At 45.6% G+C, this 13,192-nt stretch carries 12 protein-coding genes; 4 read left to right on the top strand and 8 right to left on the bottom strand.

All coding sequences use genetic code 11. The features are described from left to right. Positions 1-696, bottom strand: a complete 696-nt coding sequence (locus BM202_RS11600; RefSeq protein ID WP_093826072.1) for a LuxR C-terminal-related transcriptional regulator — start codon at positions 694-696, stop codon at positions 1-3. A gap of 229 nt (positions 697-925) precedes the next feature. Between BM202_RS11600 and BM202_RS11595 the strand changes: the two genes are divergently transcribed. Further along, positions 926-1,309: a hypothetical protein gene (locus BM202_RS11595; protein WP_093826070.1), complete on the top strand. Its 384-nt coding sequence runs from the start codon at positions 926-928 to the stop codon at positions 1,307-1,309. A gap of 72 nt (positions 1,310-1,381) precedes the next feature. Here BM202_RS11595 and dnaG read toward each other — a convergent pair whose 3' ends face one another. The 4 genes from dnaG to BM202_RS11575 form a co-directional block, all read right to left on the bottom strand. Then, positions 1,382-3,472, bottom strand: coding sequence for a DNA primase (gene dnaG / locus BM202_RS11590; protein ID WP_093826068.1), 2,091 nt, complete (start codon positions 3,470-3,472; stop codon positions 1,382-1,384). 117 nt (positions 3,473-3,589) lie between these two features. Further along, the gene (locus BM202_RS11585; protein ID WP_093826066.1) at positions 3,590-5,482 is read right to left on the bottom strand and encodes an amidophosphoribosyltransferase; all 1,893 of its coding nucleotides are present in this window, start codon (positions 5,480-5,482) and stop codon (positions 3,590-3,592) included. Between the two features lie 111 nt (positions 5,483-5,593). Further along, positions 5,594-6,166, bottom strand: a complete 573-nt coding sequence (locus BM202_RS11580) for a phosphatase PAP2 family protein (RefSeq protein WP_245776628.1) — start codon at positions 6,164-6,166, stop codon at positions 5,594-5,596. 114 nt (positions 6,167-6,280) lie between these two features. Further along, positions 6,281-6,757 (bottom strand): gliding motility lipoprotein GldH, encoded by a 477-nt coding sequence (locus BM202_RS11575; protein WP_093826062.1) that lies wholly within the window; start codon positions 6,755-6,757, stop codon positions 6,281-6,283. A 118-nt stretch (positions 6,758-6,875) separates the two neighbouring features. Here BM202_RS11575 and BM202_RS11570 point away from each other — a divergent pair, with 118 nt between their 5' ends. The 3 genes from BM202_RS11570 to BM202_RS11565 are packed head-to-tail and all read left to right on the top strand — an operon-like array spanning position 6,876 to position 8,184. Next, the gene (locus BM202_RS11570) at positions 6,876-7,238 is read left to right on the top strand and encodes a BlaI/MecI/CopY family transcriptional regulator (protein WP_093826060.1); all 363 of its coding nucleotides are present in this window, start codon (positions 6,876-6,878) and stop codon (positions 7,236-7,238) included. 4 nt (positions 7,239-7,242) lie between these two features. Continuing rightward, positions 7,243-7,377 (top strand): hypothetical protein, encoded by a 135-nt coding sequence (locus tag BM202_RS38720; protein ID WP_262507672.1) that lies wholly within the window; start codon positions 7,243-7,245, stop codon positions 7,375-7,377. A gap of 9 nt (positions 7,378-7,386) precedes the next feature. Beyond that, positions 7,387-8,184 (top strand): hypothetical protein, encoded by a 798-nt coding sequence (locus BM202_RS11565; RefSeq protein WP_093826058.1) that lies wholly within the window; start codon positions 7,387-7,389, stop codon positions 8,182-8,184. A gap of 140 nt (positions 8,185-8,324) precedes the next feature. On the opposite strand, the gene BM202_RS11560 is transcribed toward BM202_RS11565, so the two are convergent. The 3 genes from BM202_RS11560 to recQ all read right to left on the bottom strand — a co-directional run bounded on the left by BM202_RS11560 (position 8,325) and on the right by recQ (position 13,159). Further along, positions 8,325-9,536, bottom strand: a complete 1,212-nt coding sequence (locus BM202_RS11560; RefSeq protein WP_245776627.1) for a PSP1 domain-containing protein — start codon at positions 9,534-9,536, stop codon at positions 8,325-8,327. 45 nt (positions 9,537-9,581) lie between these two features. Next, positions 9,582-10,868 (bottom strand): phosphoribosylamine--glycine ligase, encoded by a 1,287-nt coding sequence (gene purD / locus BM202_RS11555; RefSeq protein WP_093826054.1) that lies wholly within the window; start codon positions 10,866-10,868, stop codon positions 9,582-9,584. 80 nt (positions 10,869-10,948) lie between these two features. After that, entirely contained in the window at positions 10,949-13,159 is a 2,211-nt protein-coding gene (gene recQ / locus BM202_RS11550) for a DNA helicase RecQ (RefSeq protein WP_093826052.1), read from the bottom strand. Positions 13,160-13,192 lie beyond the last annotated feature (33 nt).

Here is a 13,192-nt window from a genome sequence, read left to right as displayed (position 1 = left end):
TCAGAGGTAACTCTTCACGGCAATACCATATCTCGGTAACTGTCGGCAACTACTCAATTCCAGTTTTTTGGCTATGTGAGCTTTATGGTTGACAGCTGTTCGGTAGCTGATACCCAGCTCATCAGCAATTTCATTGGCAGTGTGCCCATTAGCAATCATACGTAACACTTCACGTTCACGTCCAGTTAATCGACTTAATTCGGCACGAGTCGTATCAGAAATTACCTCGACACCAAAATTCTTGAGCAACTTCATAAATCCATTACTGTAATAACAACCACCGTTGCTGACAATCTGAAAGCATCGATATAATTCATCCAGTCCGTCAGTAGCGTACAGGAATCCCAGAAAGCCTATTTGCATCGCACTAGCTACCATCCGCATATCGGCATGACGAGTGTATAAGATGAATTTAGTGTCCTGATTCGACTGCCGCATCTCCTCAACAATATCGAAGCTCTGCTGACCTGAAATTTCGGACTCCAGAATTACACACTGTGGACGCTTAACCCTAATCTGCTGAAGTGTGTCCTCCATCTCAACAGCACGACCGACAACATTGTAGCCTTGCTCTTTTAATAATTGACTTAATACTTCACAGTTAAAAAGTTCTGATTGCGCAACGAGAATCGAAAAATCTCGACGCCGAATCGCGAATTTCTTAGTGATCTCCTGACCACTGTCTAATTCATTCATGATCTAATGACGCGTATAGGTGGATGAATGTAAGATTGATTAAATACTTCACATAACTACTTGTAATGAAATCACCAATTCCCCGGATGAAATCACCTATTTAGATAAAACTTTATGGGTGATTTCATCCGGTAAAATGGTGATTTCACGCAAAGCATGTTGCATTAGGCCCCAGGACGACCCTATTTTTGATTACTCAATTGCGAAACAGGTATTAAAACGTAGGGTGATGAAACAGGAAAAATCAGTAGTGTTGTCCGGCTACGAAGCATCGGCCGAGGAAGTACAGAGTTTGATTATGCAATGGGCAAAAGCGACCGAAGCCTTTCATTATCGCTACGTCAAGCTAGATAAAGCAATCAATACCTTACAGAAGGCCGTCCGTCAGCAACCCAAAGCTAATCGGGCTCAGTTACGTCGACTCATGGAGTTACGTCAACATACAACCGACGTACTCATGACACTCTTGCTCGATATGTCGGGCCAGAAGTCTGAGCGCGCAGCTCAACCTTCTAAACCTGGTCAGCTCCACTCGCATGCCTGCTTGCTGGATGAGTTGAACCGGAAAATCGATGCCGAATTGATTACTGTCATGTCGGTAGCTCAAGCTTAGTGTTCACCCTCCCCGTTATAAAGGTAAGCCCCGATCAATTAGGTCGGGGCCTTTTTTGTGGCCTCTGTTTCCCTACCCTGAAATTACTGTACCCAGCAGACTTGAAATTTCAATATCTATCCGTTTGAAATGCATAAACTCAGTCAACAGTTGATCCGCTTCCTCAGGCGATTTACGGCCTGCTTCTCGTAGCAACTGCTGAAGGGCAGCCATTCGTTGTTCAGCCAATATTTTTTTAATCCGCAAAATATTCCGGTAGGCCGCGTCGGCCAGAATCCCAATTTCTTCTTCCGAGGGAACCAGAATTTCGTGCTTTAGCCATCCGCCACTAATTTCATAGCGAGGAGTGGTTAAATGAATTGCCTGATGCTGAATGTCAATATCGTTGGACTGCTCCGTTGCACTGGATTGCCGATTTAGAAAATCACCAGCGGTTAGAATATCACCTCGACTATAGGCCTCCCGGAAGAGCGTTAATATCAAATTAAGGGGCGAGGTTTGAAATTCGATCTCGTGTAATTCGCTTAGTACGTACTGGCAGAGCGTGATACCCGGTTCCAGCTCACGTGCGCCATAATTTATCAATAGTCGGATACATTCTTCTTCCTGATAAGATATGGGCGTACGGACTGAATTAGCGCGGTCAACAGTAACAGGCCGAGGTAACGCCGTAGTTTTCGGCTCATCAAATCCAGAAGCATCAACACCAAAATCGCCAAACAGCGCATTTAGATCATCGACCGACGGTTCTGGCGGAATAGATGCAGAGCCAGGAGACTGCTGTCTACCAAGATCCGAAGACCGCTGCTGTCGTTCGGAATCTTTCCTACCCTGGTCCTGCTGCTTCCGCAGTAATCGATTTATCTCCGAAATAACAGATTGCTCACTGACATGAAAGACCTGTGCTACCCGTTGCGAGAGTGTCTGGCGTTTAAGAAGGTCAGGAATTTTAGTGATACTGGCACAGACGTCAGATATTCCTTCGGCACGTTTCAACGGATTATCACCCGCTTCGGTCAGCCAACGGCTCGCTTTAAAATCAATAAAGTCCTGCGAATGCTCATTGATATAGGATTTAAAAGCCTCTGCACCAAGCTTATGAACGTAGCTATCGGGGTCTTCGCCATCAGGCAATAGCAGAAGTTTAAGATTTAAGCCCTCCTCCAGTACCATATCCAACCCACGTAGTGCCGCTTTGATACCTGCAGCATCACCGTCGTAGAGGATTGTTACGTTAGGCGTAAAGCGTGCAATCAACCGGATTTGCTCCGTAGTCAACGACGTACCTGATGAAGCTACTACGTTCTTGATTCCTGCCTGATGAAGCGAAATAACGTCGGTATAGCCTTCTGTCAGGTAACAGACATCTTCCTGACGAATAGCTTGTTTCGCCTGAAAAATACCGTAGAGAACCTGGCTTTTATGATAAACAGTTGTTTCGGGTGAGTTGAGGTACTTAGGCTGGGTTTTATCTACCTTCAGAATCCTAGCGCCAAAAGCGATCACCCGGCCCGAAACGTTATGAATCGGGAACATGACCCGCCCCCGAAACCGATCAAACATTTTCTGTTTTCCGCCGTCAGTGCCTTCTTTGGTTAAAATCAGTCCCGCTTTTTCAAGTAACTCGGTACTATAGCCCCGCCGTTGGCCCTCCTGCAGTAGCGCACTCCATTGATCGAGTGTATAGCCCAGCTCAAATGCATCGATGGTTGGATTGGTGAAACCCCGTTCCCGAAAATAGCTTAGTCCAATACCTTTCCCTTCGTCGGTATTCAATAAGGTTTCCTGAAAAAACGTTTTGGCGAAATTCAGGACAATAAGCAGGCTCTCCCGCTCATTCTGACGTAGCAGATCCTCCGGTGTTTGCTCCTGCTCCTCAATTTCAACACCGTATTTTTTGGCCAGATAACGTAGTGCTTCGCCATAACCGATGTTCTCAATGTCCATAACGAACCGAACGGCATCACCCGCTTTACCACATCCGAAGCATTTGTAGATCTGTCGAACGGGATTAACGTTAAAAGACGGCGTTTTTTCGTTATGAAATGGGCAGCAGGCAATGTAATTACTACCCCGTTTCTTGAGCGAAACAAAGTCGTTGATCACTTCCAGAATGTCAGTAGACTGTCGAATTCGTTCAACAGTTTCTTCAGGGATACGCATCGGACGGATTAATATTTAGTCCAGTTTACAAAATTTATATCAAAAAAAGAGAGGAAAGAGCAAAAAAGGATTATAGAATCCATTCTCTCTTTCCTCTCCGTCCGTTATCGTCAATCTTTAATAAGCCCGAACCAACTTGCCTTCCATAAAATTCACGAAGGCTTTGTTGACAACGTTGTTACCACCGGGTGTTGGGTAGTTCCCCGTGAAGTACCAGTCGCCGGAGTGATTTGGGCAAGCTTTGTGTAAATTCTCGACGGTTTGATAAACAACGGCTACTTCGGCGTTCAAATCATCGGGCGTTACAATCTGGGCTACTTTTTGAGACAATTCCTCGTGTGTAAAGGGGTTGAATAAAGCCTTTACATAATTCTCTTTGCTTGCATTCCCTGATTCGATAGCTGCCACACACTGCGCATAGACTTCATCCAGCAAATTTTCCTGGCCACGCTCACGGAGTAACTCCAGTGCAGCCCGGAAACCAATGAATTCCTTGAATTTCGACATATCGATGCCGTAGCAGTCGGGAAAGCGAATCTGGGGAGCCGATGAGACGATAATAATTTTCTTAGGCCCTAAACGGTCAAGCATGCGCAAAATACTCTTTTCCAGAGTTGTACCACGCACAATGGAATCATCCACGACGACAACATTGTCTTTGCCTTTTTTAATGACCTCGAACGTAGTATCATACACATGCGACACCATATCGTCCCGTTGCGAGTCGTCGGTAATAAAGGTGCGCAGTTTTACATCTTTGGCAACCAGCTTTTCAATACGTGGTCGAAACGAAAGTACCCGGTCCAGTTCCTCTTCGAACAGAATACCTTCCATGATCGCTTTTTTGCGCTGTTTGGCCAGGTAATCTTCCAGCCCCTCAACCATTCCAAAAAACGCCGTTTCGGCCGTATTTGGAATGTACGAAAAGACGGTATTTTCGAGGTCGTAATCTATTTCTTTGAGAATCTGAGGAATAAGCAGTTTTCCCAGTGTTTTTCGCTCGTTATAAATATCAGGATCGGTTGCCCGTGAGAAATAAATCCGCTCGAAACTACAGGATTTCTTTTCAATGGGTTTTACAAACTCCTGCTCCATATACTCACCGTATTTGTCAATAATAAGCGCATGACCAGGTTTTACTTCCTGAATAGCACTGTATTCGACATTAAAGGCAGTTTTGATCGCTGGTTTTTCCGACGCCACGACCACCACTTCGTCGTCGGCATAGTAATAAGCAGGGCGAATACCGGCTGGATCACGGGCAACAAATGAAGCACCATACCCCGTCATACCGACCATAGCATAACCACCATCGAAATCACGGCAGGAGCGATGCAAAACGCGCTGCATATCGACATTGTCTTCGATGATGTCCGACAAATCAGGGTTTTCGTATATGCCCTTGAAGCGTTCAAACACGCGCTGGTTTTCTTCGTCCAGAAAGTGGCCGATCTTCTCCATCACCGTAACGGTGTCAACCTTATCCTTCGGATGTTGACCCAGCGAAACGAGTTTATCAAACAACTCGTCGACATTCGTCATGTTGAAATTACCCGCTACGACTAAATTTCGACTGCGCCAGTTACTTTGGCGAAGCATAGGGTGACAGTTTTCAATCTCATTGGCCCCATGCGTACCGTAGCGCAGATGGCCCATCCAGACTTCACCCGTAAAGGCCAGATTTTCCTGAAGCCATTTAGCGTCTTTGGCTTTGTCCTTATTTCCTTTGAGCGCCTTGCGGAATTTCTTGTTGACTTTCTCGAAGATGTCCGTTACAGGCCGTTGATCTACCGAGCGATAACGACTTATGTAACGACTACCGGCTGGCACATCGAGTTTAATATTTGCAATTCCGGCACCGTCCTGGCCTCGATTGACCTGCTTTTCCATAAGCAGGTATAGCTTATTGGCTGCGTAGAGAGGAGTACCGTACTTATCAATATAATACTGATACGGTTTGCGGAGCCGAATTAAGGCTATGCCGCACTCATGTTTGATGGCGTCACTCATGAGAGAGTTTGTCGAAGCGTGTTGGTTTACTTACGAACGAAGTAATAAAGAGGTAACGGCTCCCCATTGGCAATGGTTCGGCCGGTTGTTAAACAAAATTAGGTAAAAACGTTAATCCACCCCGCTTTTTATAGTCCATTTGCGCAATAATACATAAACTACTACGGTTGAAATTGTACCAATGAGCGAGCCAACGTAAGCATCTTCCACGAAATGCTGGAATAAATAAACGCGCGAATACCCCGTCAATATGGCTAACAGCAGGAAAATCCAACCCCTCTCCTTCTGAACATCAAGCAGTGCAAGTAGGCTGAACATAGCAAAGGCCGTTGTTGTATGACCTGAGGGAAAGCTATTAAAACTATGAATATCTAATCCCTCAATGAGGTGGTATTTATTTATTGACTGCTCAAAAAACTTCAGTGGTCGGGGTGAATCTGTGAAGACTAGCTTTTTCAGGAATTCGGATGTTAGTGAAGAGAGGGCAAAACTGGCCAAACCCATCAAGCCGACACGCCAGTTATAAATCATTAGAATCAGACTCACAACCACGTAGAACGCGCCATCACCCAGATACGTAACATAAGGAAAAATAAGGTCAGCCACTAAACTATTGCGACTGTTTACCCATAGCATTAGTTCTCCCTGGGTGTAGTTAATCTGTATTACAGCAACTACAACCATCACCAGAATGTATGGAAAATAGAAAAAACGATTTTTTTGTAGCAACTCAAGCATTACCTACTAACAGTAAGGTCCCTACTGCCCCATCGTCGGCCTGGTCGGGATGATAGAGAATCAGTTAGTTGGAGTCACCTTTTCGACGGTGATACCTACACTCTGGATATTGAGCAATGGGTCCTGACGCATATACTGCCTAATTTGCATGGTGTATTTGCCCGGTTTCGGAAAGCGGTAATTGCGCTTCATCAGAAACTTGTGATCGAATAGGTCGCCGAGCCCATCGCCATTGGGCTTGCCGGTTTTCGGGTCCATCAATAGCAATTCGTCCAGACGAGATTCGAGTTCCTTGCCACTGGCATCGCGCAGATAGCGAGTTAGATAGAGATTATAATAGCCATAGGATAGGCTATTCCGAAGGTTATAATAAATATTGTAGGGAACCGACGCATCCTTGATCTCGAACGTGAATGAGGGCGCGTTTTTGATATACCATTTCCCATCTTCAATGTCGGTATACTCTTTATATACTGCATTTGTATCACAGCCGCCGATCAACAACGCTATGAACAGGATAAATCCTAATCGTTTCATACGTAACTCATATAGCCCGCAAAGCTACGATTGTGCTGTTGGCTTTTCAAATGACATCAAATGTCGAAAAACTAGCTGGCTAGTTTGCAAACGATAAGAATAGTTTTAAGTTTGATATATGGAAAAACTAACAGCCAAAGAAGAAGAAGTGATGCAGGTGGTCTGGAAAATGGAACAGGGCTACGTGAAAGACATGGTTCCGCAGTTCACAAATCCTCCTCTGCACTACAACACAGTTTCAACCATTGTTCGCAATCTCGAGGAAAAAGGGTATATAGGTCACAAAGCGTACGGCAATACCCATGAATATTACCCCATTATCACAAAGGAAGCGTATCAAAATCGATTTGTGCTGAAAAAGGTAGTGGCTGACTATTTCGACAATTCGTACAAGAATCTGGTGAGTTATTTTGCTAAAAATGAGAAGATTACGGCCGATGAGTTACGTGAGATTCTGGCAATGATCGAACAAAAGAAATAGCGGTATGGAAACCCTGCGCTACGTTGTACTGGTGAATGGGCCACTGGTCGTGTTCAGAGGGCAGACGCTACATCAGCCTCTTGGAATGATGAACGGACAACGTTCCGGACTATTAGCTTCGTGGCGCTACGTCCTGTGAGTGCTATTGATGAGCGGAATGACATTCGCCTGTCGGCACAAACAGTCAGATCATCCAGAGATCGCTACATTCTCCGTTTCTGCCTTTGCCTCAATAAACGCGACACGGGCGCTGGCAGCTGAGCTTGATAAGCCGGAAATGCCCTGGTTTCGTGCGTCCGCATTCCTGAAAGAACAAAATCAGGTTGACACCGTTCGATTTCAGAACCGAATCATCATACGTAGTAACTCGGCGACAGCCCATTATCCTAAAATTTTATGTTTACGAAACAACCATCTGGGTCTCAAACTACCAGATGGCCAACAAGCAAAACTGTTCATAAATGGCGAGAAAGAACCTGTTCAATCTTTATCAGCGCTAACGTTTAATGAAGTGAACGACCTGCTGGTTTACCAGAAATGGGAGGATCTAGCCGAAGCATCAGCGTACCCAGAATCGCACCGGGTGTTTGTGAGTACCACCCACAAAACGCCAGCCAAGAATCCGGTACGCACCAGATGGGAGCAATATTTACGGGCTAACGCCGTATCCGATCATCCGCTCGGCCAAACCAGTACTTTCTCAATGAACAAGTTACTGGAAGCCACCTTCTTCCAAAACAAACTTGCATTTATAGAACGTACAAAAGAAGACTACCTAAAACTCTATGACGAGTACTCTACGGATATTGACTTGTACATCAATGGCTTACCTGTCGATGCAAAAAGCATTGAAGAATTCACGTCCGGGAAGTTGATAAACTCTACACCCAGGAGCGACGTTTCGAGGAATGGGCAGATGCCCCAAATCGGAAACACAGGTTTTTGATGAACATCCAGACATCACCCAAACGCGCTAAGCGTGATAGCAGCTACTACGTATTCAGTCCCTTCTATTCGGGTGACTTTTGAGGTGCTGTTTACGGCCCAAAAACAACAAGCCCCAACCTGTCAGGTCGGGGCTTGTTGTTAAGATACTTTACCATTCGGCATAGGTCTTGGCGTATTGCCTTCCGGCCCTCTGGGTTTCTTTTTCTTCTTTTTGCTGGGCCTTGCGGTGTACTTGGCATCTAATTTTTGCAAGTCACTATTAAGAGCGGCTGCCGTAACAGGTTCTTTCTCACCTATCGGTGTCAGTACGTCAAACGATTCGGGAATAATTCCTTTTTTGTTCAATTCCACAATCTCCAGAACACGAATAATGGGAAGTGGATGCCAGGTGCTTTCGGCTCCATAACCAAACCACATAAGCTTACGAAAAATATCCGTCTTCTGTAAATAAGCCCGACCCTTCTGCGTTTCCAGCGGCTTTTCAATCGTTGGAATATCCCGCAGTGCATCCATGTAGGTATCCAGTTCGTAGTTCAGGCAGCATTTCAGCCGTCCGCATTGACCCGATAATTTTGCCGGATTCAACGATAGATTCTGGTAGCGCGCTGCCGACGTAGCAATGTTTTTAAAATCGGTGAGCCAGGTAGAGCAGCAAAGTTCGCGCCCGCACGAACCGATACCACCAAGTCTGCCTGCTTCCTGCCGCAAACTAATTTGCCGCATCTCGATTCGAGCCTTGAATTCGCTCGCCAGCATCTTGATCAATTCCCGAAAGTCAACCCGCTCTTCAGACGAATAATAAAATGTCGCTTTCGTATTGTCCGACTGAAATTCAACATCAGACAACTTCATGTTTAACTTTAACTCACGAACAATTTCACGGGAACGATAAAGGGCTGGCAAATCGCGTAAAACGGCCTGTTCATGCCGTTCCATGTCTTTAGCAGTGGCTATCCGGTGGATAACCTTCGTGTCGTCATTAATCTTTACCGCCCGTTTTTTCACTTGCAGTCGGACCAATTCGCCTTGCAGCGAAACGGCTCCAATATGAAAGCCAGATTGCATTTCGACGACTACATAATCGCCCGTTGTAAGATCAAGCTGATGAACGTTGCGGTAATACTCTTTCCGACCGCCTTTAAACTTCACCTCCGTAACATCGTATCGCTTCGCACTTGGCATAGCGATATCGCTTAGCCAGTCAAATGAATTCAATTTGTTGCAACCACCGGTGCTACATCCTCCACTTCCACATCCTTTTGTGGCCGTTTTCTGCGGTTCCCCGCCGGGACCATCGGATGCTCCGCGTTGTGTGCCACACCCACCAGTTGCACAGGATTTGCAGGACATATATATATAGTTATAGGGTTGTAAAGTTTAGATTTTACAACCTCGTTAATCGGAATACCGAATCAGGTCAACCCCGATGTCTTTTCGGTACTGCTTTCCGTCAAATTGCACCATCCGGGCCGCTTCCTGCGACTTCCTGACAGCATTTTCGAGTGAGTTTGCCTGAGCCGTTATAGCCAGCACTCGCCCACCGTTGGTCAAAACCTGACCGTCTTTTTCCAACGTTCCGGCATGGAACGCCATAACATCATCTAAACGCTCTAACTCCGAAATGATTTTACCGGTTGCGTAATCACCAGGATAGCCACCCGAAACCAGTACAGTGGTCACGGCCGTTTGGGGCGACACTTGTATAGCAATTTTATCCAAATCCCCCTCAGCCGTGGCGACCATCATTTCCACAAAGTCGCTTTGAATTCGGGGTAACACCACCTCTGTTTCTGGGTCGCCCATACGGGCATTGTACTCAATAACAAAGGGTTCACCATTTACTTTCATCAATCCGACAAAGATAAACCCCTGATAGCGAATCCCTTCCTGTTGCAAGCCTGCTAAGGTGGGTTTCACAACCTTATCTTCAACTTTTTGCAAAAAAGCTTTAGTAGCAAATACTACTGGTGATACGGCGCCCATACCGCCTGTGTTAGGGCCGGTATCTGCTTCACCAATACGTTTGTAATCTTTTGCTTCTGGAAGAATTTTATAATTTGTACCGTCGGTAAGGACAAACACCGACAGCTCGATGCCACGCATAAACTGCTCAACGACCACTTTACTGCCCGCATCACCAAACTTCTGTCCGTCGAGCATATCATAAAGGGCTGTTTTTGCATCGGCTAAGGTGTCGGCAATAATAACGCCTTTACCAGCCGCCAGTCCGTCTGCTTTTAACACAACGGGTAATGAGTGGGTTTCCAGGTATGATATACCTTCCTGCAAAGTAACCACTGTGAACGTTTTCGACGTAGCAGTTGGGATGCCGTACCGTTGCATGAACTGTTTGGAGAAATCCTTACTTCCCTCCAGTTGCGCTCCTTTTGTATCTGGCCCAACGATCCGCAAGCTAGCCAAACCGGTTTGTAAGCGGAGAAAATCGACAATTCCCTTCACCAGTGGTTCTTCGGGACCAATAATAAGCAGGTCAATTTTGTTATCCCGAATAGCCTTAGTAACCGCCGGAAAATCATTATAGCTAATCGGTAAATTTGTTGCCATTTGCGCTGTTCCGGCATTGCCGGGCGCCACAAACAACGTATCACATAACGGGCTTTGCGCTAATTTCCAGGCAAAAGCGTGTTCGCGTCCACCCGAACCCAGTATAAGTATATTCATTTTTAAGTCATTCGTCAACAGTCGAGAGTCAAGAATAGTCTGTGTTTCGCACGAGGGACTATTGACTACCGACTGTTGACTTAGTTTGCTACTTCCGACAGGAACTTAATGCGCATCAATCGCAAATCTTGTTCGGTGAAATCATCACCCCCGAATTCGCGCATGGCCTGAGCGATGTTGTCGCTATCGGCCCGCATAAAGTACTCGAATATTTCGTCCTGCCGGTCTTCGTCCATTACCTGATTAATGTAGTAATCAAGGTTAAGCCGTGTACCGGAATAACAGATGTGTTCAATTTCTTCCATCAGATCCTCCATCGACAGCGACTTCGATTCAGCAATCTCATCTAGGTCAACTTTGCGGTCTATCTGCTGGATAATAAAAATCTTGACTTTCGATTTATTAACGGTAGACTTAACGACTACGTCTTTGGCCGTCTCAATCTCATTATCCTCAACATATTTCGTGATCAGGTCAATAAACTGTCGGCCAAATTTCTGCACCTTACCCATCCCGACGCCGTTGATCTGCGCCATTTCCTCCCGCGTGGTCGGATAGGTAGTTGCCATTTCTTCCATTGAAGTTTCCTGGAAGATGACATAGGGTGGCAGATTCTTTTCTTTAGCGACCCGTTTCCGAAGTGCTTTCAGTAAACCAAGCAGTTCTTCGTCATAGGCAACCCCACCCGAAGAGGGCATTGAATCTTTATCTTCCTCCTCCTTCGCTTCTACACTCTGCAGATCGTAGTTATGGTCTTTGGCAAGCGTAATGGGATACGGATCTTCGATATAATTCAGACCACGCTGGGTGAGTTTCAGGATACCGTAATTATCGACATCTTTTTCTAAATAGCCGTAGATCGTAATCTGCTTGATCAGTGAGCACCAGTAATCGCACTCTCCATTAAACTCCCGGCCTTTGCCATACACATCGAGTTTGTCGTGCTCGTAGCTGGTCACGTACTGATTTGTAGTAGCGGTCAACACATCGGCTAAGTGAGCTACGTCGAAACGCTGATCTGTTTGTAATACCGTTTGCAGCGCCAGTACCACTTCATGCTGCACTTTGAGTTTCTCTGTTGGCTTTAAGCAGTTATCGCAGAAGCCGCAGTCTTTATCCAGAAATTCGCCAAAGTATCCAAGCAATTGACGACGTCGGCAAACACCCAGGTTAGCGTACGAAACCATTTCAGTAAGCAAGTGCTTGGCATTATCCCGCTCAGTAACTGGTTTGTCTTTATTAAATTTTTCGAGCTTAACGATGTCATCGTAACTATAGAACATAAGGCAATTGCCTTCCAGTCCGTCACGACCAGCCCGACCTGTTTCCTGGTAATAGCCTTCCAGCGACTTAGGCGCATCGTAGTGAATCACAAACCGAACATCGGGTTTATCGATACCCATTCCAAAGGCAATGGTGGCACAAATAACGTCTACGTCTTCATTTAAGAAAGCATCCTGGTTATGCATCCGTGTTTGCGGGTCCAAACCAGCATGATAAGGCAACGCCTTCACATCATTCACCCGAAGAAGCTCCGCAATTTCCTCAACGGTCTTGCGGCTTAAACAGTAAATGATTCCTGACTTACCTTTATTTTGCTTTATATATTTAATGAGTTGCTTTTTAGCCTCAACTTTAGGCTTTATCTCATAATATAGATTCTTCCGATTGAAAGATGTTTTATACAGATTGGCATCTTCCATCTGCAGGTTTTTCTGAATGTCCTGCTGTACTTTAGGGGTAGCCGTAGCGGTGAGGGCGATAACGGGCAGATTGCCAATATTATCTACAATTCCGCGAATTTTTCGATACTCAGGCCGGAAATCATGACCCCACTCGGAAATACAGTGTGCTTCGTCGATAGCCACAAAAGAAATATTGGCTTTCTTCAAAAAGTCCAAATTCTCTTCTTTCGTTAAGGATTCGGGCGCAATGTATAACAGCTTAAGAGAGCTATTGAGTGTATCCTTTTTGACCTTGTTCATCTCCGCCTTAGACAGCGTCGAATTCAGGAATTGTGCGTTGATTCCGAAGGCATTTAATTGGTCAACCTGATTCTTCATCAGGGCAATAAGGGGCGATATAACCACTGCAGTGCCCTCACTCACAATGGCTGGCATCTGGTAGCACAACGATTTACCAGCACCCGTTGGCATAATAACGAACGTATTACGCCCGGCCAGAATGCTATGAATAATGGCTTCCTGTTCGCCCCGAAACTGACTGAACCCAAAAATCTCCTTTAGTCGCTCTTTAAGAGTTGTATTGACCGACTGATCAACTTGCATCATTCTACAAATCGTACAAAAGTTACTTTACTCTAT

It is taken from the genome of Spirosoma endophyticum, assembly GCF_900112365.1.
Taxonomy (GTDB): Bacteria; Bacteroidota; Bacteroidia; order Cytophagales; family Spirosomataceae; genus Spirosoma; species Spirosoma endophyticum.
The sequence above is the reverse complement of the archived record's forward strand: the minus strand, read 5'-3'. Positions and strand labels throughout refer to the sequence as shown.

What these genes read in the sequence shown, in the direction of transcription:
- recQ (WP_093826052.1), bottom strand. Translation starts at nt 13,159, where the DNA reads ATGATGCAAGTTGATCAGTCGGTCAATACAACTCTTAAAGAGCGACTA.
- BM202_RS11575 (WP_093826062.1), bottom strand. Translation starts at nt 6,757, where the DNA reads ATGAAACGATTAGGATTTATCCTGTTCATAGCGTTGTTGATCGGCGGC.
- BM202_RS11585 (WP_093826066.1), bottom strand. Translation starts at nt 5,482, where the DNA reads ATGAGTGACGCCATCAAACATGAGTGCGGCATAGCCTTAATTCGGCTC.
- dnaG (WP_093826068.1), bottom strand. Translation starts at nt 3,472, where the DNA reads ATGCGTATCCCTGAAGAAACTGTTGAACGAATTCGACAGTCTACTGAC.
- BM202_RS11595 (WP_093826070.1), top strand. Translation starts at nt 926, where the DNA reads ATGAAACAGGAAAAATCAGTAGTGTTGTCCGGCTACGAAGCATCGGCC.
- BM202_RS11570 (WP_093826060.1), top strand. Translation starts at nt 6,876, where the DNA reads ATGGAAAAACTAACAGCCAAAGAAGAAGAAGTGATGCAGGTGGTCTGG.
- purD (WP_093826054.1), bottom strand. Translation starts at nt 10,868, where the DNA reads ATGAATATACTTATACTGGGTTCGGGTGGACGCGAACACGCTTTTGCC.
- BM202_RS11600 (WP_093826072.1), bottom strand. Translation starts at nt 696, where the DNA reads ATGAATGAATTAGACAGTGGTCAGGAGATCACTAAGAAATTCGCGATT.
- BM202_RS11580 (WP_245776628.1), bottom strand. Translation starts at nt 6,166, where the DNA reads ATGGTTGTAGTTGCTGTAATACAGATTAACTACACCCAGGGAGAACTA.
- BM202_RS38720 (WP_262507672.1), top strand. Translation starts at nt 7,243, where the DNA reads ATGGAAACCCTGCGCTACGTTGTACTGGTGAATGGGCCACTGGTCGTG.
- BM202_RS11560 (WP_245776627.1), bottom strand. Translation starts at nt 9,536, where the DNA reads ATGTCCTGCAAATCCTGTGCAACTGGTGGGTGTGGCACACAACGCGGA.
- BM202_RS11565 (WP_093826058.1), top strand. Translation starts at nt 7,387, where the DNA reads ATGAGCGGAATGACATTCGCCTGTCGGCACAAACAGTCAGATCATCCA.